Here is a 22767-nt window from a genome sequence, read left to right on the forward strand (position 1 = left end):
TTACACAAGTCGGTTACAAGTGGGGCCCGGCAACGTGGCTGCCGTGAATACACCCAGGCAACCCACCCGACTCGTCACCCTTACCGCGCGGCGCCCCGGCGATCCCGAACCCGACCTGCTCGGCATCAGCCTCGCGCACCGCGCCATGGTCACCGATGTCGGCCGCATCGCGGCATTGACCTCGGCTTTCGCGGACGGGAAGCTGGCGTGCACGCCCCGGCGCGCTCGCGCGGTCACCCGGTACGTGAACCTGTTGTGCGACTCGATCCACCATCACCACATGACCGAGGACCAGGTCCTGTGGCCGGTGATCGAAGCGACCGCAGGCGGATCCATCGATCTGACCGAGCTGACCGAGGACCACGCCGCGCTCGATCCGCGGTTGGACCGGTTGCGCGCGCTGGCGGCGGGGTTCCGGCTCAACGTCGGCGATCGCGACTCGGCGGCACCGTTGGCCGCCGCCCTCACCGAGCTGCACACACTGCTGCACGAGCACATCGCCGATGAGGAGCGCGAGATCTTCCCGGTGATCCGGCAGTACGTGTCGGTCGACGATTGGGCCGCCGTCGAGAAGGCCGCCCAACGGGGCGGACGGATGTCGTTCGACGGGCCACGCACCGTGGCGGTGATGACCGAGCACGAGCGCGTCGTATTGTCCGAAACCACCAGCCCGATACTGCTGGGGCTTATCACCCTGTTGTCGGTGCGCCACCGGCGATTCGACCGTCGGGTGTTCGGCTGAGCACCCGGGCGGCGTCCGCCCCGAGTCGCTGACGGAGCGAAGCGGCATCGGCGCGGTAGCGGCGGGCCAGTTCGGCCTCACCGGTCAGTTCGGCGACAGCGGCCAGCGCCTCGTCCACCGGTCCGGTGAGCAGGGTGCCGTTGTCGAGCCCGGCCATCCGCCCCGAGTAGGGCAGCAGCTCCTCGGCCGTCGCCGTGGCGGCCGCCGCGTCGCCGATCGCCGCCGCCGCGTGCGCCCGCAGCGTCGTCACGGCCAGCCAGTAGTAGGACCGCTCCACCGGCGGGCGCTGGGCCCAGACCTGTTGTGCTTCACCGGTTCTTCCGGCGGCCAGCAACGCCAGCACCACGGCGTCGCAGACCGCCTTCGACACCAGGTTGTGAACGGCGAGCAACTCGTCGGCCAACGGAGCGAGATCGTTGCGGAACAGCGCCCCCGTCAGCCGTCCGACGAGCGCCATCAACGCGCCGTTGGGGGCGCCGTGTTCGGACAACTGGGCGGCCGCCGCCGCATAGCGGCGCTCACCTTCGTCGGGCCGGCCCGCCAGCACCGTCAACTGCGCCTCGAACACGTCGAGCACGCCCAGAAGGTAGCCCAGCTGCCCGGTCCCGGCCCGTGCCACAGCGAGATCGACGTGTCCTAGGGCGGCGGACAGATCCGAGCGTCCTGCCGCGGAAAGGAACAGCAGCCATTGCGCGACGGCCTCGTAGTCGACGGCACCGCACTCCTGCGCCACCACGAGCAGTTCACCGGCCATGGTTTCCCGTTCGGCGGCCAGATCGGGGCCCAGCGCGGCGAAGGCACGGGCATTGAGTGCCGCGCACATCAGCCGGCCGTGGGCGTCGGGATCCTCGGCGTGCGCGATACGCGCCAACGCGAGCGCTTCCGCGCTGGCCGCCAACGCAGCCGGCGTATCCGCCCCCTCCAACTCGGCGAACAACGTCGACAACAGTCGCGCCCGCACGGGCACCGGATGATCCCGGTCCAGCACACCACGCAGTGGCACCACGATGTCCTGGTCGGCGGCGTCGGTGACCCGCAGCCGCCACACCAGCGGGGCATCCCACCGGGTGAGCACGCCGACCATTGACGCGTCGTGGCCTGCGGCCAGTGCCAACGTCCGCTTCTGTTCGTCGCGTGCCGCAACCACATCGCCGGCCCGGGCCAACGCCGCGAAAAGTCCAGACCGCGCGAGAACCGTCCGCTCCGGCAGGTTCGGTTGCGGGGCCACCGGCCGGACATCAACGAGCTCCAGCATCCGAACGGTCGCGCGCCACTGTCGCACCGATTCCGCCGGAGCACCGACGGTATCGGCGTCGCGAGCGGCGGCCATCGCGAAATCAGCTGCCTCGCTTGCTGTGTCCGGTGTGGCTGCGGCCACGGCGTGATAGGCGACCGAGGAGGAATCCGCCGAACTCCCCGGCCGGCGGAGCAGCCCCAGAGCAGCAGCGTGCAACCGGGTCCGGCGCAGGATCGACATGTCGTCGTAGATGGTGTCGCGGATCAACGCGTGGGCGAACCTGGCCCGGCCGGGCGCCGGCTCGTCGAGAAGCCCGGCCAGCACAGCCGGTTCGAGCGCGTCGAGCAGCTCTTCGGAGTTGCCCCACGCAAGGTCGCCCAGGAGGTCGAGATCCACGTCCCGACCGAGTACCGCGGCCTGGCGCAGTGCCGTGGCGGTAGGTGCGGGCAGCCGGGCCAGTCTGCGCCGCAAGACATCACGTACCCCGGCCGGAACACTGCCCTTGCCGGCCTCTACACCCTCGGCAACCATCAGCCGGGCCAGTTCCCGAATGAACAGCGGGTTGCCACCGGTCCGCTCACGCAGGTTTCGCAGGGTATCGCCGGCCAGCGCCGAAAGACCGTACTCGGCAGCCAGTTCCGCAGTGGCCGTCTCATCGAGACCGGCCAGTTCCAGGTGGGCGGCGGCGTGATTGGCCAATGCTGCGCGGGCGGCCTCGAGCTCCGCGCCCGATTCGGACGGCCGGTACGTGCCGATGATCAGCACGCGATGGCCACCGAGCTGATCGGTCACGAACCGCAGCAGCTCCAGGGTCAGACCATCGGTACGGTGCAGATCGTCCAGCACGACCACCAGCGGTCGGCGGGCAGACGCCTGCCCGAGGAGGCCGGCCAGCGCCTGGGCCAACCAGAACGTTCCGCCGCTGTCGGCACCCGCCGTCGCGCCCTCGTGCAACAGCGGGCCCAACGCCGTGAGCTGATCGGGTTCGCACGAGGCCACGAATTCACGGATGACCTCCGTCCACGCCCACCCCGGCGGGGCACCGTCCACCTCGGGGCAACGTCCCGAGGCCACCGCCCAGCCGGCCGCGCGTAACCGCCCGGCGGCGGTATCGACCAGGGTGGTCTTGCCCAGGCCCACCTCACCACTCACCCACAGCACGCGACCACCTTCGCGCTCAACCATTTCCGCGGTCTGAACGATCGCTGCCAGTTCGGCGGTCCTACCGCACGACCGTGCCGGCGTCGGCCCGACCCGCGGGATCGCCATCGACCGCGCTGCGACGGGAATCGGCTCGAGATGATCGGCCTGCTGCAGGATGTCGCGTTCCAGGTCTCGAAGCGCCCGCGCCGGTTCGAGCCCGAGATCATCGACCAGGTGATCGCGAGTGCGTCGGAGAACGTCCAGTGCTGCGGTTTGACGGCCGGTCCGGTACAGCGCGGTCGCGAGTAACCCGGCGGCGACCTCCCGGCCCGGATGGTCGCGGGCGTGTCGCTCCAGAACCCGCACGACCGTTGCGTCGCGACCCAGCACCGACTGCGTCTGCGCAAACGATTCGGTGGTGGCCAAACGCAATTCGGCCAGCCGGGCCACTTCCGGGGCCGCCCACAGCGCGTCGGCCACCTCCGCATAGGGGTCACCCGACCACCCCCCGAGCGCATCCTCGAGCAGTCTGGCCCGCTCGGTGGGATCGGCTTCCTGCTCTGCCGCAACAACTTTCGACTCGAAGCACCACACGTCGACGGCCTCGGCCGGCAGTCGCAGACAGTATCCCGGGGCAGCGCTGACGATGACGCCTGCGGCGGTGCGCGGTTCGCGCCCCGGCTCGAGCACGCGACGCAGATGTGAGATGTAGGCCTGCAGCGAGGACAGCACCTTCGGCGGTGGCTCGCCCTCCCACAGGTCGTCGATGAGCCTGTCGACCGACACCACTTCGCCGTGCGCGGACACCAACCGAGCCAACACCGATCGCTGCCTGCGACCGCCGAGTTCCACCGGTTCGCCGGCCACCCACGCCCGGATCGGCCCCAGCGCAGCCACCCGCACCGTGGACAGTGAAGAATTCCCGGGCGCCGTCATGGTGAGCCGACCTTAGCTGTCGGGCCGCCGACCGACATACTTTGCATCATGTCCCGTCACGACCCCCGTGAACTCGCCGCGGTGTTCGTCGGTGGCGCACTGGGCACGCTGGCCCGGGCCGTCCTGACGGTGCTCGTCGCGCCCGAACCCGGGCATTGGCCGTGGCCGACGTTCGTCGTGAACATCGTCGGCGCGTTCCTGTTGGGGTACTTCACCACACGACTGCTGGAACGGCTGCCGGTGTCCAGCTACCGGCGGCCCTTGTTGGGTACCGGGTTATGTGGCGGGCTGACCACGTTCTCCACGATGCAGGTCGAGACGATCACGATGCTCGAGCACGGGCACTGGGCGCTGGCGGCCGGCTACACCGCGGCCAGCATCACTGCCGGCCTGCTCGCGGTGGCCGTCGCGACCGCACTCGTGCGCCGGGCCATGGTGCGCGGATGAGCGCGCCGATGACCGCTCTGGTGTGGACGGGGGTGATGCTGCTCGGCGGCGCCGGCGCGGTCTGCCGGTTCCTCGTCGACCGCACAGTGTCCGCGCGGCACACCCGCGGCTTCCCGTTCGGCACATTGGCGGTCAACCTCACCGGCGCGTTTCTACTCGGTTTCCTCGGGGCCCTGGCCCTGGACCGGCACACCGCGCTGCTGGCCGGCACCGCATTCGTCGGCTCGTACACCACGTTCTCCACCTGGATGCTGGAAACCCACCGCCTGGGCGAAGAACGCCGGATCGGGCCCGCGGTCGGCAATGTCGTCGCCAGCGTGGCGCTCGGCCTGATCGCGGCGTGGCTGGGCATGTCGCTGGGGTGCCGACTGTGAGTACCACCGACTACCTCAAGCTCACCGCGTACTTCGGCGAGAGGCAACGCCACGAACACCGCTTCGTCGCCGACGCGCTCCTGGACCTGTACGGGGACCTCGATGTCGCGATCAGCGTGCTGCTGCGCGGGATCGCCGGCTTCGGCCCACATCACAGTCTGCGCACCGACGAGACACTGACCGCCTCGGAGGATCCCCCGATCGCCATCGCCGCCGTCGATGCGGCCGACAAGATCTCGGCGCTCGCCGAGCGGACCGTCGCGGTCATCCCCCGCGGCATGATCACCCTCGAACGCGCACAGCTGATCCGGCGCCAATCAGTGGCACCGACAGTCACCGAGATGTGCAAGCTGACCGTCTACGTCGGCCGTCATCGCCGCATCGCGGGGGTTCCGGCCTACCGGGCGGTGTGCGATCTGCTGCACCAGCGCGGCTTCGCCGGCGCCACAGTGTTTCTCGGGGTGGACGGCACCGCACACGGCCGGCGTCGGCGCGCCGCGTTCTTCAACCGCAACTCCGAGGTGCCACTGATGATCATCGGGCTCGGGACCGGGGCCCAGGTCAACGCCGTGATCAGCGAGCTTTCCGGGCTGCTGGACGACCCATTGCTCACGGTCGAGCGGGCGCAACTGTGCAAGCGCGCCGGGCACCTGCTGGCCCGCCCGGCCGAGCTGCCGGAGACCGACGCCGAGGGCCACCCGCTGTGGCAGAAGTTGATGGTGCACACCTCCGAGACCACGCACCATGACGGGGTGCCCGTTCACCGGGCCATCGTCCGGAGGCTGATGCAGACCGGCGCCTCCGGCGGTGCCACCGTGCTGCGCGCGGTGTGGGGATTCAGTGGCGCGGAAAAACCGCACGGTGACCGGATGTTTCAGCTCGGACGGCACGTACCGGTGACGACGATCGTGGTGGACACCCCGGAACGGATCGCGCGGGCCTTCGAGATCATCGACGAACTCACCCGCGAGCACGGCGTGATCAGTGCCGAGATGGTGCCCTCGGCGACCGTCGTCGATGCCGGCCGACGCCGCGGCGGCACCGGCCTGGCGCGGTTCGATTACTGACCCGGTGATGAAGCCCGACTACCCGGCGGCACCGAAGGTGTCCTCGGGGGTTCGCGGCAGTGCGTAGAGGGCCATCCGCCGGTTCGACATCTGGTGCTCGCCCAGGAATTCGCATCCGGCGAACTCACATACCCGCCGCGCAGCGGTGTTCCGGTGGTCCGGGTCGAACATGATCCGCCGGCAGTTCGGGTCGAGTTCGAACACGTTGGCCACGATGCGGGGCAACAGGAGTGGGGCGATGCCACGGTTGACGAGCGCCAGATCGGCAATCGCGGCGTGGATGCCGATGTCGTGAGGATCGGCGGCGTAACGGGGCGCGATGGAATCCTTGGCCGCCCGGTACAACTCGACGTACCCGGAGGCCTTGCCGCGGAAGCTCGCGATCAGCGGCCGCGAGTACTGGCCGTCGAGTTGAGCCTGCAGGTAACGCCGCCAGCGGTCAGGCGCCCAGTCGTACTCCCAGGCCTCCGCCAGGTGCGGAAGGTTCATCCACTCCGAGATCAACTCGGCGTCGGCGGCGTCAGCCAACCGGATGCCGTATGGCTCGGCCAGCACCGGGATGGGGGCGGCGGCGACCGCGCGCACCTCGTCGGGGATGTCCGTCAGCTCGCGTTTGAGGACGGGGACCCCCGACAGGTCGGCCACCTCGGCATCGATATCGGTCATTTGAGCGCCGATCCTACCGTAGCGAATGAGGGTAGGTTTACCTACCTTCCTGGTGGCCGACCGGCCATCAGGCTCAGGCGAGGAGCTTGGCCAACACGGTCAGATGACTGAGATCGACCAGGATCCGGTTCCCCTCATCGGGTTGGTCGCCGCCATGCCGTGCGATGGTAGTCGGCATGAGCGTCGATCGGGTCGCAGAATTGCAGCGCTGGCAGGATTCCGGAGCCCATTGGCGGGTCCTCACCCGCACCCCGGACAGCCTCACTATCTCCTTGCTGCGCTGCGACGGCGGCGAGGAAGTGGACCGGTTCAGCTCCTCCGATCCTCAACTCCTCGCCTTCGTGGGGGCCCGCACTGCGAGCGACGACGACATCTGAGAACGGCGACCCCCAGATGCGTCCCTTGAGCCGGGTGCTACCCGGCCCCGACGGTACGCCGGGTCGATATCCGGAATGGGCATTCACCACGGCTGCAGGTGAAATTCTGCCTCAGGAAACACTTCTCGGTGCGGGGTCCAACTCCCACGCACCCCGGCGCATCACCCCGAGCACCGTCAGATCCGAGTCCAGCAGCACGAAATCGGCTGCGGCACCCGGGTTCAGGACGCCGGCGGACAGGCCCAGCGCACGGGCCGGGTTGAGCGAGGATTGCCGAACGACGAGCATCAACGCCTCGTCCCGGGTCAAACCGCAATGGGCCGCGGCGAATCGGACCACCCGGTCCATCGTCGCGGTACTTCCGGCGACCGTGTCCGTGCCTCCGACCAGGGCCACCCCGCCGGTCACATCGACCGGTACCGGCCCCAACTGGTAGCGGCCGTCCGGCATCCCGGTCGCCGCCATCGCATCGGTGATCAGTGAAACCCGATCCGGCCCGACGCTTCGCGTGACGTGTCGATAGATGGCGGCGTCGAGGTGCACCCCGTCGGTGATGAGTTCGACGGTGACTGCGGGGTTCTCGATCAAGGCGACCACCGGGCCCGGTTCGCGCCGGTCGATCGGGCGCATCGCGTTGAACAGATGCGTACCCACGGTGGCACCGGCGGTAATCGCTGCCCGGGTCTGTTCGTAGGTCGCGTCGGTGTGACCGACCGCCACCACCACGCCGGCATCGACGAACCGCCGGATCGCGGGCAACGCTCCGGGTCGTTCCGGGGCGATGGTCACCATCGCGATGGTCCCGGCCGCGGTAGCCAGCAACCGGTCGATCTCGTCGAGATCCGGATCCCGCATGAGAGCGGGTTGATGGGCCCCGCACCGCGCCGTCGCCAGCCACGGGCCTTCGAGGTGGATCCCGTCGATCAGACCGGCACGCACCTGCTCGGCCAACTCCGAGACTTGGCGCAACAATTCGTCCGGGCCGCTGGTGACGAGGGAGGCGATCATGGTGGTGGTGCCGTGCCTGCGGTGCAGCGCCACCGCAGCCGCCGTATCGGCCACCGACGCCTCCGAGAAACTACCGCCACCGCCGCCGTGCGTGTGGGTGTCGACGAATCCCGGCAACACTGTCACGGGGCCGAGATCGCGATCCGCGGGCCGGGGCGGCGCACCCTCACCCACCGCCGTAACCCGTTCGCCCGAAACGTCAATCCAGCCCGGCCGCAACAGTTCTGCGCCTGTGATCAACGTGTCGGCGGTCAACAACACTCAGATTTCCTGCCAATCCGGTTTCGAGCGGTAGGTCTCACGATAGAAGTCGATGAGCTCAAGCCGCTGCGCGGCCGCGTCGTCGAGCAGAACGGTGACGTGCGGGTGATGCTGCAGGACGGTCGCCGGCCACCTGGCACTGACAGACCCTTCGACCAGGTGGTACACCGCCTCGGCCTTGTTGACACCGAGGGCCACCAGGATCACGTGCCGAGCCGCCATGATGGTGGCCAACCCCTGGGTGAGGCAGTGTCGCGGCACCGCGTCGAGATCGCCCCCGAAGAACCGGGCGTTGTCGAGGCGGGTCTGATGCGTCAGCGTCTTGATGCGGGTCCGCGACGCCAGCGACGAGCCCGGTTCGTTGAACGCGATGTGCCCGTCGGTGCCGATCCCGACGATCTGCAGATCAACCCCTCCGGCGTCGCGAAGGGCATCCTCGTATGCCGCGCACGCTGCCAGCAGGTCCGCCGCCAGGCCATCGGGGCCCACCACCGCGTCCGGGGTGAAGTCGACCTGTGAGACGAACACGCTGTCGATCACATTGCGGTAGCGCTCCGGATGGTCGGCACGCAGGCCGACGTACTCGTCGAGGATGAATGCCCGGGCCTGCCGGAACGAGATCTGCCCGGCAGCACACCGTGCGGCGAGCTCGTCGTAGATCACCAGCGGCGACGAGCCGGTGGCCAGGCCGAGGACCGCTTCCGGCGCGCGGCGCAACAGCGCACCGATCGCATCTGCGGCGAGGCTGCCGATCTCGGCGGCATCGGAGAGGACGACGACTTCCATCGACGCGCTCTACCTGCCCGCCGTGAAAAGCTCTGCACCCGCACCGATATCGGCTCCGGTCGAGACCGCCTCGGCCACGGTCACATTGCCGGGTTCACGTTCGTCCATGACCACAACGGGGACAATCGGATTGAGCCCCTTCGCCTCGACGACGGGCACCTCGTAGGTGATCACCACCTGACCTGCGGTGACCTCATCCCCTTGACTCACATGTGTGGTGAAACCCTCGCCGTTCAAGCCGACGGTGTCCAAGCCGAGGTGGACCAGCACGCCGACGTTGTCGGCCGTCATGACGACGTAGGCATGCGGCATCAGTTTCACCAACCTGCCGCTGACCGGGGCGATCGCGTCGACGACGCCGCGACGCGGATCCACCGCGGCACCGTATCCCACCATGCCCGCCGAGAACACGGGGTCCGGCACGTCCTGGAGTGCAACGGCGCGCCCGGCGACCGGGGCGAGTACTGGCGTCCTGCTCACTGTGGTGGCTCCTTCGTGCCGCGTGGTGCTCGTGCCCCAAACAATACGAGCGTGACGGAACGACGGTCACCAGTTCGCCTCTTCCACCCCCGCTCTCGTCTAAGCTTCCGCTCAACTTCGCGGCGGATCGCGGCGGGCAGCCAGGAGGGCGATGATGCGATGAGCGCTACGACGAAACCTGAAGGTGCACAGGGCAAATCTGGGTTGAACATCCCGGCTTTCGCTCAGCTGCAACGACTCGGCAAGAGCCTGATGCTGCCGATCGCCGTGTTGCCCGCCGCGGGCATCCTGCTGCGACTGGGCCAACCGGACCTGCTGGGCCGGATCGACTCCCCGGTGATCGGACCGTTCTTCAAGGCGATGAGCGCCGCGGGCGATGCCCTGTTCACCAACCTGCCCCTGCTGTTCGCCGTCGGCGTGGCGATCGGCTTCGCCCGCAAGGCCGACGGGTCGACCGCACTGGCGGCGGTGGTCGGCTATCTGGTGGTGGAAGCCGTTTTCAAGACCATGTCGCCCATCGTGTTGGCCGGCGAGATGGACAAGGCCGGCGATCAAGCCCAGATCAATTACAGCGTATTCGCCGGTATCGTCGTCGGCCTGCTCACCGCATGGTTGTTCGACCGCTACCACACCATCCAATTACCTTCCTATCTGGGGTTTTTCGGCGGCAGGCGGTTCGTCCCGATCGTGGTGTCGCTCGCCAGCCTGTTCCTTGCCTTCCTGATGAGCTACTTCTATCCGATCTTCGATGCCGGCCTGACGGCGCTGGGCCGGTTCATCGGCGGGAGCGGGGCGTTGGGCGCCTTTGTCTACGGCTTCGCCAACCGCATGCTGATTCCCCTGGGCCTGCACCACATTCCGAACTCATACGTGTGGTTCATCTACGGCGATTATCAGACCCCGGATGGCACCGTCGTCACCGGCGAACTCACCCGGTTCGCGGCGGGCGACCCGACCGCGGGCCTGCTCACCTCCGGCTTCTATCCCGTCCTGATGTTCGGTCTGCCGGCGGCCGCGCTTGCGATGATCGTCGCCGCGAACAAGAAGCAGCGCAAGGTGGCGGTCGGCATCCTGTCGGCGGCGGCCCTGACCGCGTTCCTCACCGGCGTGACCGAACCGCTCGAGTTCGCGTTCATGTTCGTCGCATTCCCGCTGTACGTCATCCACGCGGTACTGACCGGCCTGTCCCTGGCGATCGCCTATCTGCTCGACATCCACCTGGGCTTCTCGTTCTCGGCCGGGCTGATCGACCTGCTGCTCTACGGCGGTGCGCCGGCAGCGAAGAACATCTTGCTACTCGTCGGGATGGGAGCGGTGTTCTTCCTCGTCTACTTCGTGTTGTTCTACGTCGCGATCACGAAGTGGAACATGCGCACGCCGGGCCGCGAACCCGAGACCGAATTCGCCGCCGAGGAAAGGGCGAACCTCGGCGAGGGGGCCGAGTCGGTGACGGCCGTGGTCGCCGGCGGAACCCGCACCGCACCGGCCCGCACTGACACCCAGGCCGAGCAGGTCATCGCGGCATTCGGCGGCCGGGAGAACCTCGTCAACGTCGACGCCTGCATCACCCGGTTGCGGATGGAAGTGGGCGACAGGTCCAAGGTCGATCACGACCGGTTGAAGGCACTCGGCGCCGCAGGGGTCATCGAGGTCGGCAACAGCGTGCAGGCGGTATTCGGTACCAATTCCGAGGCGCTGAAGAACGCGATCATCGACAGCTTGTAGGCATGCAGACGGCGGTCACGCTCGCGCATCCCTCGGCGAACCCGGCCCGGCTTCGGGCGCGGCCCGGGTTGCGTCCCCGGCTCCGACCAACTGCTCGAAGAGCGCGCGATAGTGCACGATCGCCTCGCGCTGCGCCTCGGTGCCGATGTCACCCTGTTCTTGCGCGAGATGAAGGACGTGGGCAGCCCGGTAATGTTCGACCACCTTGGGGTGATCCACCGAGACATCAGCGGCGCGCTGCTCGAAATCGTCTATTGGATAACCCCGTTCGCGCATCACCTCGGTCACCAGACGATCCGCGTCCGCGACTGATTTCGACGGGTCGTCGACGAACGACGCCTGAGTGACGCCCCACGCCTCGACGTATCGCGTCCGCGATTCCGGCGTCAACTCAGCGATGTCCAGCTTGTTGTGCTTGCGTTCGCGCGCACGCAGTTCCCGCTCCGCGGCGCGCTGACCACCGGCTGTTTCGACGGCATGCTCGTACTCCGGACCGAACCGATCCTGGAGCCGTTCACTTCGCTTCTGACGCATCATCGGGGCGGCAACCACCACCCCGAGCGCCACGATGGCCACGGCAACTACCGCGATGACAATCCAACCCCAAGTAGGCATTTTTCAGACCTCCTGCGGCCAGGAGTACCCGCCCGGCGCCTTCGGAAACGTCAATTCCCGGATGCGCCGACTGATCAGCGGCGGTAGGACCGGCGATAGCCAGCCGGGCCATCATCAGAGCTTGGCGAAGCAGGCGTCCTCGGAACCGTCGTTGGGGATGGACGCATTCTGGCTGGAGAACCTGCCCACTACTCCGGTGTCGGTCACCGAGACGCTGTCGGCGTGGATCCCGAGCGGGTAGGCATCGTTGAGCTTCGTCATCAGGGCGTCGAGGGCCGTCTGCACGGTGTCCTTCTCGAACGGGCCGCTCACATCGATGATCTGCAGGTCCAGGTTTCCGTTGTTCACCACCGGTTTTGCGGTCACCTTGGTGTCCCCGACGGCCTGCATCGTGATGGTGCCCGCGGCCGGGTCGGTGCTCACATCGGTCACCAAAGCGCCGACGCCGGGCAGATTCTCGGCCACCGTGTCCTTGATTCCGGCCGACGTCCAGGTCAGCGTGGCGGTCAGCGACCCGATGGTGCCCTTGGAGTCCGCGGTGCCCTGCAACCGGATGTCGGACAGCGCCACGTCCGCGGTCATTCCCTTGGCGGCCTGCACCTGCTTGCCCGCGGTCTGCACCGAGATGTTGGTGTAGTGCCCGGTGATGTGCTGCCACAAGAACGGCGGACTGACCCCGAACGAGACCGAGGCGTTGTCCTCCACCACACATTCGGCGACCGAGACCAGCAGGGAGCCGGCCTTGTGGCGGGCGAACAGTTCACCGCCGGTCAAGCCGATGACCACCAGCGCGACGGCGATGACCGCAATCAGGACGATCGCCTGCGGACTGCGCCATTGCGACGACGGTTTCGCCGCCTCGGGCTGAGGCTTGGGCTGAAGCTGGTCGGGTGCGGGAGCCGGTGCACGGGGCTTCGTGATCTTCTCGGTCGCGGCCTCGGGTGGCTGATACCGCGCCCGGATCTGTTCGGTCGCGGCCTCCGGCAGTCGAGGGCGCGCCCGGAATTGCTCGGTCGGCACCTCGGGCCGGCCGGGGCGGGGCAGCCGCCGAGTGGCCGGGTCGGGCGGCGGCACGGGACCCCGGCCTCGACGGTCGGGTTCGCCGGGGCGTTGCGGCGGTGTCGGCATCACCGCAATTCTGCCTCATCACCCCGGCGGTCAGCCGGGTGGCGCGCCTGTGGGTCCGCTCCTCATTCCCCGCCGGCTGCCACACCCGGCGCCGCGACTTCGGGCTGTTGCTGCAGGTCAGCGGGATTCACGGTGGCGGCTGCCCCGATCGACAGACCGGCGATCACCAGGCAGATCACCATGTAGACCAGGCTGCCGGTGGGATCGCCATCCGCGGTGAGACCATCGACCGCACCGAAGTAGGCCGGCAGGGCCGTCAGCCACAGGACGGTCATGACCGCCAGGTAGACCGCGGCGTAGCGCAGGATGAGCGGGTTCGCATAGCGCACGCCCGCGAGGTCGGGGTCCTTACGCAGGCTGGCCCATTGACCGAACAACACCGGAATCGCCACCAGTGCGATCAGGACGAGTTCGGCGGCGTAGATGAACCCGCCGACATCGGTGCTCCCCGAGATCGACGTGCCCACGGTGGCGGGCAGGGGCAGCACCGCGGTCCCGATGGACGCCAGGACGCCGACGACGATGGTGCGGCCCAGGATCTGGAGGCCGGTGAAGGTCTTGCCGTCCTCGACGTGCCGGCCGACGAACAGCTGAACGCAGAATGCCAGCGACATCGGCCACAGGGCCGCGAACACCACCACGCTGGGCAACGGCACCGAATCGAAGAACGGCTGGTTCATCGGATGGTCCAACGTCCACTCCCACCACCGCAGCTGCGGGCCCAGGTGGTCGAAGATCTCGTAGAACGCGTGGTGGACGAACCCGACACAGATCGCGCCGACCAGCACACCGCGGCGGCGGAAAACCCCGAGGATCCGGACGATCTCGTAGGCCACCGTCGCCATCATCGGGTAGATCGCCACGATGTAGAGCGGCAGCCGGCCCCACAGGAAGTCCACGGTGAACACGTTGTGCGCGAACATGGTGTCCACGTGTTCGCTGATCCCGAACGCGCCGGGGAAGTACAGCGGCGGTTCGATGATCAGCAGATAGGCAATGGCGCCGAACCACAGCACCAGGTTGGTCGGATCGTTGTGACGACGCAGCCGGACGATCGCGTAGACCAGGGCGAGCACCGCGCCGACGATCACGGTGATCTCCAGCACCGGAAGCGTCCAGTTCTCCAGCCCGAACGGATTGCGGAACTCGACCACTCCCCCGGCGGTATCACATGAAAAGCCAAGACGTTGAGCCAAACCCGCGAAGGTCGGGGTACACAGATCAGACATCGGCGGTGGTCGCTTTCTGTTCGATGGCGTCACCTGCGGTGTACCACTGGGTGACGTCGTAACCGGCCTCGTAGCGCGAGAACCACTCGTCGGCCAACACCGGCAGATTCTCGTGGGCGGGATTGTGGCCCGGAATCTGGCTGCGCACAACACCGACGAGGGCGGTCAGCATCTCGCGGACCGGCAGGTGGTCGAACGCATTCGCCACCGGTCCGTCATACGCGGTCTTGGTGAACGGAAGCTTTTGCAGCAGAGCCTTTTTCCGGGCCTGCATACCGAACATCGACACCGCGTCGATCTGGCGTTCCGCCAGCGGGACGTGCTTGTTGAAACCTTCCGTGGCGATCTTGAGCACGGCCCACACGTGCTTGAAGACCGACGGGGCAACCCGCATCCGGTACCACGGGTCATCGGCCACCGCGTCGTAGATGATCAGCGCCGAGCTGCGGTGCTCAACCTCTTCGACGAAGTGCCACAGGAACAGCGACGCCACCCGGTCGTCCCCCGGGGCGAACAGCGTGTCGTCATGGTCGAGCATCAGCTTGAAGACCGGGGTGAAGGTCGCCTCCAGATCGGCGGTGTAGGCCAACCGGTACTTCAGCGGCGTCTGGGCGGTCAGATCGTCGAACGCCTTGATCACCTCGTCGAGGGTTTCCTTCAGCGCCGGATAGGTCTTCAGCAGTCCCTTGGCGTGCTGGCGGTGGGCCATCGAGTGTTGGCCTTCCTGCCGCACGAAGGCCTGGGCCTCCGCTGCCACCGCCGGATCGGCGATGAACGGCATGGCCTCGGTGATCATCTGGCCGATCATTTTCTCGAAGGCGATCGCCAGGAACGACACCGCGTTGGCCATCGACGAGAACGCCGGATTGTCCTCGTTCCACAGGAACGGGACGCGATGGTCCGCGAACGCGAACCTCATTTTCCGCACGATCAGATCCGTCATCGGTGCCACCTCAGCTCTTCCGGAGCAATCATACAAATGATGCCTTCGTTGTATGATTACTACACACGGCTGCGGCCCGTCAACGGCAGAGGAAGATATTCTGCAGGGATGTTGCTGGCCAGAACTCCGGACCGTGGCGCGTAGGCGCGGGTGGGACGGGCGGCCGCCCGCCAGCGACGAGGAAGCCTCCGAACGCATCGTGGCCGCCGCCGTGGCGCTGATTGCCGAGACGGGCACCGGGATCAGCATCGCCGACGTCGCGGCGTCGCTCGGAGTCATCCGCCAGACCGTGTACCGCTACTTCCCCACCGCCGAGGCCCTGATGCACGCGGCGGCGATCGCCTCGGTGGAAGGCTTTCTCGACCGGTTGGCCGAAAGCGTGCGGGGGATCACCGATCCCGCCGAGGCGATGACCGAAGGCGTCATGTTCACCCTGGAGGAGGTCGCCCGCATACCGCACATCCGCATCATGCTGTCCGGTCCGCAGGCTGCCACCAGTTCGGTCAATGTCGCCTCCGGCGAAGGTCAGGCCTTCGGTATGCGGATGATCACCCGCTTCGACGTCGACTGGGAGAAGTACGGATACGACGAAACCGCACTGCGCGAGCTGGTGGAATTCACCCTGCGCACGATGCTGTCGTTCTTCGTCGCCCCCAACGAGCCGGGCCGCAGCCGAGAAGAGTTGCGACGCTTCGTCAGACGCTGGCTGGGCGGGGCGATCCTGGCTCAGCCGGCCGAGGGTTCAGGGTGACATCGCCGGACACCACGGGGATCAGCGGGTCCCGCGCACCAACCGTCCCGGTCGGGCCCCGGTGTCGACACCGTGGCGACGGGTCACTGCGCCACTGACGATCGTCGCATCGTAGCCACTTGCGCCCTGCACCAACCGCTTTCCGCCGGCGGGCAGGTCATAGGCCATGCTCGGCGCATGCAAGGTCAGCGCGTCCAGGTCGATGACGTTGATGTCGGCCTTCTTGCCCACCCCGATCACGCCGCGGTCCGACATGCCGTAGAGCTGCGCAGTGTCGTGTGACTGCTTTCGGATCACGTACTCCAGCGGCAGCTTCTCGCCGCGGTGCCGGTCGCGGGCCCAGTGCGTCAGCAGGAACGTCGGGTACGAGGCATCGCAGATCATGCTGCAGTGCGCGCCGCCGTCCGACAGCCCCAACACACCGGCCGGGTGCGTGAGCATCTCGCGGATGGCGTCGTGATTCCCGTCGGAGTAGTTGAACATCGGGTACATCAGCATCGCCCCGGCATTGGCCTCGAGCATCAGGTCGTACATCGCGGCCAGTGGGTCCAGGCCGCGCTGCTTGGCGATCGCCGCGACGGTGCGCTCGGCGGTCGGCTCGTAGTCCGGCGGTTCTCCGATGTGATAGAGCCGGTCCGCCACATTCTGCGCGAGCATGAACATGCCGTCGAACAACTTGGTCGGGTCGATCGGCAGGTCCTCCTCGGCCAGGATCGCCGCGCGCACCTGGGGGTCCGCGAGCCGCTCCGCCAGTTCCGCACGCGTGCATTCGGCCTGTAGACGCCGGTAGGTCGGACGGTGGGTGAAGGCGTGATGCCCTGGGAAGCCCAGCAGCATGCCGAACGGCCGCGCCGCCACCTGCGGGAACAACCGGCTACCGGCCTGATGTGCGGCCGCCGACAGATCGAGCTGCTCGCGCCACAGGTTCGGGTCGGCGTCGACCTGGATCAGCGCGAAGCTCATCGCGCAGTCGATCTCCTCGCCGAGGCGACGCATCCATTCGAGTTCCTTCTTGGGGGCGACGATGTCCTCGCCTGCCGCGCCCTGCGGGGCGAGCTCGAACACCGCGGCCTTACCGGCGGCGGCGGCCCGGCCCAGGGCAAACAGCTCGTCTTCAGCGGCGAAGGTACCCGGCACCGGCTCGCCGTCCATGGCGGTGTGCGCGATGGTCCGCGACGACGAAAAGCCCAGCGCCCCAGCCTCGATTGCCTCCTGCACCAGGGCAGCCATGGCCTTGATGTCATCGGGCGTGGCCGGTTCGTTGCGGGCACCGCGCTCCCCCATCGCGTACGCCCGGATCGCGCCGTGGGCGATCTGGGTGCCCATATCGACGGCGAGTTCACGCTTGCCGATCACGTCCAGATACTCACCGAAGGTCTCCCAGCCCCAGGTGATTCCCTCGGTCAGGGCGGTGCCGGGGATGTCCTCGACGCCCTCCATCAGGGAGATCAGCCATTCCTCCTGGCCGGGCTGGACCGGCGCGAATCCGACACCGCAGTTGCCCGCCACCACGGTGGTGACCCCGTGATTACTGGACGGCTCGAGCACATCGTCCCAGGAGACCTGCCCGTCGTAGTGCGTGTGGATGTCGACGAAGCCGGGGGCGACGATCTTGCCTGTGGCGTCGATGGTTTCGGCCGCATCGCCGGCCAGGGCCGGGTCGTGTGCACCGCGCCGGTGCACCTCGACGATCTTTCCGTCCTTGATCGCGACATCAGCGGTGAACCGGTCGGAACCGGTGCCGTCTACGACGGTGCCGCCGGTGATTTTGAGATCGAACACGAATTTGCTCCCTTGAGGCGTGGAGGCCGCTACGGTCGCAATGTAACACCGTTACAGTGCGACCGTAGCGAGTTTGTCCTTCTCAGCGGGAGGTCTTCCATGACCCTGGGCTCCACGCACACCGACAACCCCCGACGGGTGGACGCGATCGGCGATCCACCGGCGCGCCCCACCATGGTGCCGGCCGAGCGCTATTACTCTCCCGAGTTCGCCCGCCTCGAAGTGGAGCGCATGTGGCCACGGGTGTGGCAGGTCGCATGCACGGTCGATCATGTCGCCGATGCCGGCGACTACTTCGAATACCGTTGCGGCCCTTACTCGGTTCTGGTCATCCGCGGGGACGACGGCGAATTGCGCGCCTTCCAGAATGTCTGCCGCCACCGCGGCAATGCATTGTGCACCGGTGCCGGCTCGTCGCTGCGGGAGTTGAAATGCGGCTACCACGGCTGGACGTGGGATCTGGCCGGTGCACTCAAATGCATCCCGAACCGCAAAGGGTTCGGCGCGGTGCACATGTCCGAGTTTCCGCTGGCACCGGTGCAGGTCGACACCTGGGAGCGACTGGTCTTCATCAACCTCGACCCCGGGGCGATGCCGCTGGCCGACTACCTGGAGGCGGTCCCCGGCGATATCGCCTGGTGCGGCCTCGGTGACTTCCGTTGCTACGCCACGATGACCATCGACGTCGACGCCAATTGGAAAACGATCGCTGACGGATTCAGCGAGACCTATCACATTCAGACATTGCACCCCGAGTTGCACCGATGCATGGACGATGTCTATGCCCCGCAGACGATTTGGGGACATGCCGGCAAGTCCGAGCAGTTGTACGGCGTGGCGAGCCCGCAGCTCAAGGACACCCTGACTGACGCCGAGGTATGGGACGCCTACGTCTGCACCCAGGGGGCTTTGATGGGTGTCGCCGAGGGCACCCCTTTCCCGGAAGACGACTGCAACGGTCGACCGGTGTCCGCTGTGATCAGCGAGTACACACGAGCTTTCGCCGCCCAACGCGGTGTCGATCTGAGCTGGGCGAGTACGGACCAGATGATGCGGCTGCACCAGTACAACGTGTTTCCGAACATGACACTGCTGACCAACGCCGACCATCTCACGGTCATGACTTCCCGGCCCGGCGCGGATCCCGATCACGGCGAACTCGTCATGACCCTGTGGACTCGGATGCCTCCCGGGTCGCCGCGAACGAAGCCGGCCGATGTCCGGCTGACAGCCGAGGAGGCACACCCCGGTGTGGTGCTGACCCAGGACATCTCGGTCCTCGCCGGACTTCAGCGCGGGATGCACCAGCCTGGGTTCACTCATCTGACCCTGTCCAACGAGGAACGTCGGGTCATCAACCTGCACCGCAACCTCGACCGCTATCTGGAGCTACCCGAGTCCGATTGCATCGCGGGGGGCGATGAACGTTGACAGCCCAGAAGGGGCCCGCCGCAGGGAAACCCAAGGGCGAGCGAGACGCCGTCAACGCCGAGATCATTCTCGAGAACGCGGCTCATCTGATCGAGCGTCACGGCGTCGATGCGTTCTCCATGCGTGGCCTCGCCGAGCAGCTCGGGGTGGCGGCCACCTCGATCTATTGGCATGTGGGCGGTCGAGACAAACTCCTCGACAGCCTGGTTGACCGGTTACTCAGCCAGATGGCGCAGCTGCCGATGCAGGGTGACACCCCCGTCGAGCGCATTGCATCGCTCGCCCGATCCCAGCGGCAGGCACTCATCGAGCGTCAGCACCTGCTGGCCATCGCGCACGAGCGCGATCGGACGCCGCAGTTGTTCCTGCCGATACAGCAGAACTTGGCCGCGCAACTGGCCCAGTTGGGTGTGATCGGGGAGCATGGTGCGCTGGTCCTGCGAGCGGTGCAGGTGCACGTAATTTCGTCCGCGGTGATGCAGTTCTCGGCCGTCCGCGGAGCCAAACACGACGAGGAAGATCCATCGCTGTGGACCAACGACTGGCCCGATCAGGCGCTCGTTGAGGCACTTCAATCTCCAACCGACTACGACGCGGTGTTCGAGTACGGCCTGGGCGCGCTGCTGGCTGCGCTGGGGAACACCGCATAGCAGCGAACAACCTGAGCGACAAACTGATACGAGAGGGATGACCACATGCGTTTCGGAAACTTCATGGCCCCGTTCCACCCGGTCGGGCAGAACCCGACCCTCGCCATCGAGCGAGACCTCGCCCTGATCGCGGCCATGGACCGTCTGGGCTTCGAGGAGGCGTGGATCGGCGAACACCATTCCGCCGGGTTTGAAATCATCTCGTCGCCCGAGGTCTTCATCGCCGTCGCCGCGGAACGGACCAAGCACATCAAGCTCGGCACCGGCGTCAGCTCCTTGCCCTACCACAACCCGTTGATGCTGGCCGACCGTATGGTCCTGCTCGACCACCTGACCCGCGGCCGGGTGATGCTGGGCTGCGGCCCCGGCCAGCTCACCTCCGACGCGCACATGCTCGGGATCCCGGCCGACGAGCAGCGTCCACGCATGGAGCAGAGCCTCGACGCGATCATGCGACTGCTCCGCGGCGAGACCGTCACCATGGCTACCGACGGATTCACCCTGCAGGATGCGCGTCTGCAACTGAAGCCATACAGCGACCCGTGCTTCGACGTCGCTGTCGCAGCGTCGTTCTCGCCCACCGGTCCGCGCGGTGCCGGCAAGCACGGCATCGGCATGTTGTCGATCGCGGCCACCGCCAGGCAGGGCATGGATCTGCTTGCCCACCATTGGAAGACGTGGGAGGAGGTGGCGCACGAGCATGGCCACGTCGCCGACCGCTCGAAGTGGCGGCTGGTCGGTCCGATGCACCTGGCCGACACCCGCGAGCAGGCAGAGCGCGACGTCGAGTTCGGCATCGCGCCGTTCTCCCGATACTTCACCCACATCCTGCCCGGAGGCCCGGTGCAGGGCGACACACCGGCAGAGATCATCGCCAACAACCGGGAATCCGGCTTCGCAGTGATCGGCACCCCGGATGACGCCGTGGCCAAGATCGAGGAATTGATCGAGGCAAGCGATGGCGGGTTCGGGGCGTTTCTGCTCTTCGACCACGACTGGGCCCCGCCCGCGGCAAAGCTGCACAGCTACGAATTGTTCGCGGAGTACGTGATGCCGCACTTCACCGGTCAGCTCACCGGGCCGGCCGAATCCCACGACTGGGTCGTGGGCAGTGGGACCGAGTTCGTGGACCGGGCAGCACATGCGATCGGCAAGGCGATCGACGATCACGCCGCCGAGCAAGCCGCCAAACAGACCTCCAAGGTCTCGTAGGCGACCGGGGCTGGCATCAGGGCAGCACGGTCTTCATCAGCATGACGTTGTAGGCCGACCACAGCGACAGGTTGTAGTACAGCTCCTTGCCCGTCGACCACGGATGCAGATACGGCGCGTAGATGCCGCCAGGAATCTGCGACGAGGGTGCGATCAACTGCTCGGGCCCCCACGGACCCTGTGGTGCCGGCGCGGTCCGCATCACGACGTCGTTGGCCCCGTTGCCGTACAACACCAGGTACTGCTTGAGATACGTGTTGTACTGGGCCGACATTTCGCTCACGGGACCCGGGATCACCGGTGTCGCCGCCGCCGGATTACCCGGCACCCAGGCATTGCTGTCGGCGTTCCAGTATTCGTATTTGGTGAGATCCGGAATCAGCGCAGGAGCCACCCGTGCGATGTACGCCGATCCGCCTCGTCCGTTCGGGGTCCCGAAGGTGTACATGTAGGGATCGCCGGGTCCGGGCTTGAGGAACGCACCCATCTGGAAGTTCTGGTTACCGCCGGCGGGAGTACGGATCGTCCCGGGGTAGACGCCCCAGTTCTCCCCGTTGTCCGGTGACATCGCAATCGCCGAGAAGTTGGTCGACCACGCTCCCGGGCTGTCCCAGTTCCGGATCGACATGAAGTTCACATACTGATTGCGCCCCACCGCGACACCCGCGGTCGGGATGATGCCCGTCTCCTCCGGTGCCCGACCGATGCTGTTGATGATCTGCTTCGAAATGCCCTGCCGCCACACCGGCGATCCCGAGTACTTGTTGGCGACCACGCCGTCGGGCACGGCGACGGTGTTCGACAGCGCGCCGTCCTGGCTGCGGAACAACGCGTTGTACCGCCACTGCTTACCCGGAATGCCGCAGTAGCCGTTGGTGTCACCGAAGGCCATCAGCACCTGGCGGTTCACCGGATCCCCGTTGTCCCACATGATTCCGAGGTCGGTCCCGGTGATGGCGAAGCGCTTGATCGTCTGGTTGGGACTGTCGGGACCGGTCACCCACCCGACGATCGACGTGCCGGGGGGCGCACCCGGGGCCGGTTGCGCCGCGGGAGCGGGAGCGGGTGCAGGCGCGGCCGGGACCGGAGCCTGCTGAGCGACATTCGGGACCGGTTGGACACCACCGGGATTGGGCGCTGGGACGACTGCCGCCTTCTGCCTGACCTGCCCGGAGTTCGGCATCAGCGCTTTGAGGAGAGCCAAGGGCAACTGGCCGAGTTTGGGTAGCGGGGCCTGGTCGTTGGCACCCACCGGCTTGTGTCCGATCGGGCGATTGAGCGGGGCGAGCTTTGACGGCTTGGGAATCTGGAAGGCCTGGTTCGGCAGAGGTTGCGCGGCCGCAGCAGCGCCTTCGCAGGGTTCAGCCGATGCCGACGGCGCCACGCCGACGGCCACGACAAGTCCGATTGCGGCCGCCGCTGCCATCGTCGAAGCACCCCGAGGACGTCGCGACATGTCACACCTTCCCAATGCTGGGACGCCGACACGACGTCACAGTTGCTGATGCGACGTTAGTGATCAATGGTGCCGATGTGACCAGTGATGCACTGATAGGTACCGTCCCGTGATCGTGTCGCAACCGACGGGCCGTCTTATCGGCGCGTGCCGCGGTTCGTCGCTACGGTGGGCAGTGGTGCAACGATCGAAACGAGCGAGAGGGAACACCATGGCAGGAGCAGGATCATTCGATCCGAAAAAGGGCGGCAAGTTCGAGCCGACCACCAAGGCCAAGCCGCCGCCACCGCCGCGGCCTGGGGGCAATAAGAAGTAGTCAGA

Annotated in this window: 21 protein-coding genes; 10 read left to right on the forward strand and 11 right to left on the reverse strand. The window is 67.1% G+C overall.

The genetic code is table 11. The annotated features are described in order from the left end of the window. Positions 1-43 precede the first annotated feature (43 nt). Positions 44-742 carry a hemerythrin domain-containing protein gene (locus G6N44_RS08675; protein WP_235682980.1) on the forward strand — a complete coding sequence of 233 codons (699 nt, stop codon included), beginning with the start codon at positions 44-46 and terminating at the stop codon, positions 740-742. On the opposite strand, the gene G6N44_RS08680 is transcribed toward G6N44_RS08675, so the two are convergent. Further along, positions 690-4058, reverse strand: coding sequence for an ATP-binding protein (locus tag G6N44_RS08680; protein ID WP_163663103.1), 3369 nt, complete (start codon positions 4056-4058; stop codon positions 690-692). The genes G6N44_RS08675 and G6N44_RS08680 overlap by 53 nt on opposite strands. A 48-nt stretch (positions 4059-4106) precedes the next feature. Between G6N44_RS08680 and crcB (G6N44_RS08685) the strand changes: the two genes are divergently transcribed. Genes crcB (G6N44_RS08685) through G6N44_RS08695 form a run of 3 tightly spaced genes read left to right on the forward strand, consistent with a single transcriptional unit; the run spans position 4107 to position 5946 of the window. Next, positions 4107-4505, forward strand: a complete 399-nt coding sequence (crcB, locus tag G6N44_RS08685; RefSeq protein WP_163663106.1) for a fluoride efflux transporter CrcB — start codon at positions 4107-4109, stop codon at positions 4503-4505. Positions 4506-4513: 8 nt separating this feature from the next. Further along, entirely contained in the window at positions 4514-4879 is a 366-nt protein-coding gene (gene crcB / locus G6N44_RS08690; protein ID WP_163669747.1) for a fluoride efflux transporter CrcB, read from the forward strand. Then, positions 4876-5946 (forward strand): putative PII-like signaling protein, encoded by a 1071-nt coding sequence (locus tag G6N44_RS08695; protein WP_163663109.1) that lies wholly within the window; start codon positions 4876-4878, stop codon positions 5944-5946. Before crcB (G6N44_RS08690) ends, G6N44_RS08695 begins: the two co-directional genes overlap by 4 nt. 18 nt (positions 5947-5964) lie before the next feature. Here G6N44_RS08695 and G6N44_RS08700 read toward each other — a convergent pair whose 3' ends face one another. After that, a complete protein-coding gene (locus tag G6N44_RS08700) occupies positions 5965-6612 on the reverse strand; it encodes a GNAT family N-acetyltransferase (protein WP_163663112.1) in 648 nt (215 codons plus the stop codon). A gap of 176 nt (positions 6613-6788) precedes the next feature. Here G6N44_RS08700 and G6N44_RS08705 point away from each other — a divergent pair, with 176 nt between their 5' ends. Beyond that, positions 6789-6989 carry a hypothetical protein gene (locus G6N44_RS08705; RefSeq protein ID WP_163663114.1) on the forward strand — a complete coding sequence of 67 codons (201 nt, stop codon included), beginning with the start codon at positions 6789-6791 and terminating at the stop codon, positions 6987-6989. Positions 6990-7100: 111 nt separating this feature from the next. On the opposite strand, the gene nagA is transcribed toward G6N44_RS08705, so the two are convergent. Genes nagA through G6N44_RS08720 form a run of 3 tightly spaced genes read right to left on the reverse strand, consistent with a single transcriptional unit; the run spans position 7101 to position 9524 of the window. After that, entirely contained in the window at positions 7101-8258 is a 1158-nt protein-coding gene (gene nagA / locus G6N44_RS08710) for an N-acetylglucosamine-6-phosphate deacetylase (RefSeq protein ID WP_163663118.1), read from the reverse strand. Then, the gene (gene nagB / locus G6N44_RS08715; protein ID WP_163663121.1) at positions 8259-9044 is read right to left on the reverse strand and encodes a glucosamine-6-phosphate deaminase; all 786 of its coding nucleotides are present in this window, start codon (positions 9042-9044) and stop codon (positions 8259-8261) included. 9 nt (positions 9045-9053) lie between these two features. Beyond that, positions 9054-9524 (reverse strand): PTS sugar transporter subunit IIA, encoded by a 471-nt coding sequence (locus G6N44_RS08720; RefSeq protein WP_163663124.1) that lies wholly within the window; start codon positions 9522-9524, stop codon positions 9054-9056. A gap of 159 nt (positions 9525-9683) precedes the next feature. Here G6N44_RS08720 and G6N44_RS08725 point away from each other — a divergent pair, with 159 nt between their 5' ends. After that, a complete protein-coding gene (locus G6N44_RS08725; RefSeq protein WP_163663127.1) occupies positions 9684-11249 on the forward strand; it encodes a PTS transporter subunit EIIC in 1566 nt (521 codons plus the stop codon). A gap of 15 nt (positions 11250-11264) precedes the next feature. Here G6N44_RS08725 and G6N44_RS08730 read toward each other — a convergent pair whose 3' ends face one another. The 4 genes from G6N44_RS08730 to G6N44_RS08745 form a co-directional block, all read right to left on the reverse strand. Further along, positions 11265-11864 (reverse strand): hypothetical protein, encoded by a 600-nt coding sequence (locus tag G6N44_RS08730; protein ID WP_163663130.1) that lies wholly within the window; start codon positions 11862-11864, stop codon positions 11265-11267. A 114-nt stretch (positions 11865-11978) separates the two neighbouring features. Beyond that, a complete protein-coding gene (locus tag G6N44_RS08735; RefSeq protein WP_163663133.1) occupies positions 11979-12992 on the reverse strand; it encodes an LmeA family phospholipid-binding protein in 1014 nt (337 codons plus the stop codon). A gap of 62 nt (positions 12993-13054) precedes the next feature. Continuing rightward, positions 13055-14221 (reverse strand): hypothetical protein, encoded by a 1167-nt coding sequence (locus tag G6N44_RS08740; protein WP_163663136.1) that lies wholly within the window; start codon positions 14219-14221, stop codon positions 13055-13057. Then, positions 14214-15164 carry a metal-dependent hydrolase gene (locus G6N44_RS08745; RefSeq protein ID WP_163663139.1) on the reverse strand — a complete coding sequence of 317 codons (951 nt, stop codon included), beginning with the start codon at positions 15162-15164 and terminating at the stop codon, positions 14214-14216. Before G6N44_RS08745 ends, G6N44_RS08740 begins: the two co-directional genes overlap by 8 nt. A gap of 133 nt (positions 15165-15297) precedes the next feature. Between G6N44_RS08745 and G6N44_RS08750 the strand changes: the two genes are divergently transcribed. Then, positions 15298-15915, forward strand: coding sequence for a TetR family transcriptional regulator (locus G6N44_RS08750; protein ID WP_163663142.1), 618 nt, complete (start codon positions 15298-15300; stop codon positions 15913-15915). Positions 15916-15936: 21 nt separating this feature from the next. Here G6N44_RS08750 and G6N44_RS08755 read toward each other — a convergent pair whose 3' ends face one another. Next, positions 15937-17697: an N-acyl-D-amino-acid deacylase family protein gene (locus G6N44_RS08755; RefSeq protein ID WP_163663145.1), complete on the reverse strand. Its 1761-nt coding sequence runs from the start codon at positions 17695-17697 to the stop codon at positions 15937-15939. 99 nt (positions 17698-17796) lie between these two features. Here G6N44_RS08755 and G6N44_RS08760 point away from each other — a divergent pair, with 99 nt between their 5' ends. From G6N44_RS08760 to G6N44_RS08770, 3 genes are read left to right on the forward strand one after another with little or no spacing between them, the layout of a single operon-like run. Then, positions 17797-19128 (forward strand): aromatic ring-hydroxylating oxygenase subunit alpha, encoded by a 1332-nt coding sequence (locus tag G6N44_RS08760; protein ID WP_163663147.1) that lies wholly within the window; start codon positions 17797-17799, stop codon positions 19126-19128. After that, a complete protein-coding gene (locus G6N44_RS08765; RefSeq protein WP_163663149.1) occupies positions 19125-19778 on the forward strand; it encodes a TetR/AcrR family transcriptional regulator in 654 nt (217 codons plus the stop codon). The genes G6N44_RS08760 and G6N44_RS08765 overlap by 4 nt, the downstream gene beginning before the upstream one ends. Positions 19779-19823: 45 nt before the next feature. After that, the gene (locus tag G6N44_RS08770; protein ID WP_163663152.1) at positions 19824-20990 is read left to right on the forward strand and encodes an LLM class flavin-dependent oxidoreductase; all 1167 of its coding nucleotides are present in this window, start codon (positions 19824-19826) and stop codon (positions 20988-20990) included. 16 nt (positions 20991-21006) lie between these two features. Here G6N44_RS08770 and G6N44_RS08775 read toward each other — a convergent pair whose 3' ends face one another. Continuing rightward, positions 21007-22446 (reverse strand): glycoside hydrolase family 183 protein, encoded by a 1440-nt coding sequence (locus tag G6N44_RS08775; RefSeq protein ID WP_235682981.1) that lies wholly within the window; start codon positions 22444-22446, stop codon positions 21007-21009. Positions 22447-22767 lie beyond the last annotated feature (321 nt).

The organism is Mycolicibacterium alvei, assembly GCF_010727325.1.
In the GTDB taxonomy this organism is placed as follows: domain Bacteria; phylum Actinomycetota; class Actinomycetes; order Mycobacteriales; family Mycobacteriaceae; genus Mycobacterium; species Mycobacterium alvei.

Coding starts and splice junctions, on each gene's coding strand:
- G6N44_RS08680 (WP_163663103.1), bottom strand. CDS start 4,058: ATGACGGCGCCCGGGAATTCTTCACTGTCCACGGTGCGGGTGGCTGCG.
- crcB (WP_163663106.1), top strand. CDS start 4,107: ATGTCCCGTCACGACCCCCGTGAACTCGCCGCGGTGTTCGTCGGTGGC.
- crcB (WP_163669747.1), top strand. CDS start 4,514: ATGACCGCTCTGGTGTGGACGGGGGTGATGCTGCTCGGCGGCGCCGGC.
- G6N44_RS08700 (WP_163663112.1), bottom strand. CDS start 6,612: ATGACCGATATCGATGCCGAGGTGGCCGACCTGTCGGGGGTCCCCGTC.
- G6N44_RS08705 (WP_163663114.1), top strand. CDS start 6,789: ATGAGCGTCGATCGGGTCGCAGAATTGCAGCGCTGGCAGGATTCCGGA.
- nagB (WP_163663121.1), bottom strand. CDS start 9,044: ATGGAAGTCGTCGTCCTCTCCGATGCCGCCGAGATCGGCAGCCTCGCC.
- G6N44_RS08725 (WP_163663127.1), top strand. CDS start 9,684: ATGAGCGCTACGACGAAACCTGAAGGTGCACAGGGCAAATCTGGGTTG.
- G6N44_RS08730 (WP_163663130.1), bottom strand. CDS start 11,864: ATGCCTACTTGGGGTTGGATTGTCATCGCGGTAGTTGCCGTGGCCATC.
- G6N44_RS08735 (WP_163663133.1), bottom strand. CDS start 12,992: ATGCCGACACCGCCGCAACGCCCCGGCGAACCCGACCGTCGAGGCCGG.
- G6N44_RS08740 (WP_163663136.1), bottom strand. CDS start 14,221: ATGTCTGATCTGTGTACCCCGACCTTCGCGGGTTTGGCTCAACGTCTT.
- G6N44_RS08745 (WP_163663139.1), bottom strand. CDS start 15,164: ATGACGGATCTGATCGTGCGGAAAATGAGGTTCGCGTTCGCGGACCAT.
- G6N44_RS08760 (WP_163663147.1), top strand. CDS start 17,797: ATGACCCTGGGCTCCACGCACACCGACAACCCCCGACGGGTGGACGCG.
- G6N44_RS08770 (WP_163663152.1), top strand. CDS start 19,824: ATGCGTTTCGGAAACTTCATGGCCCCGTTCCACCCGGTCGGGCAGAAC.
- G6N44_RS08775 (WP_235682981.1), bottom strand. CDS start 22,446: ATGTCGCGACGTCCTCGGGGTGCTTCGACGATGGCAGCGGCGGCCGCA.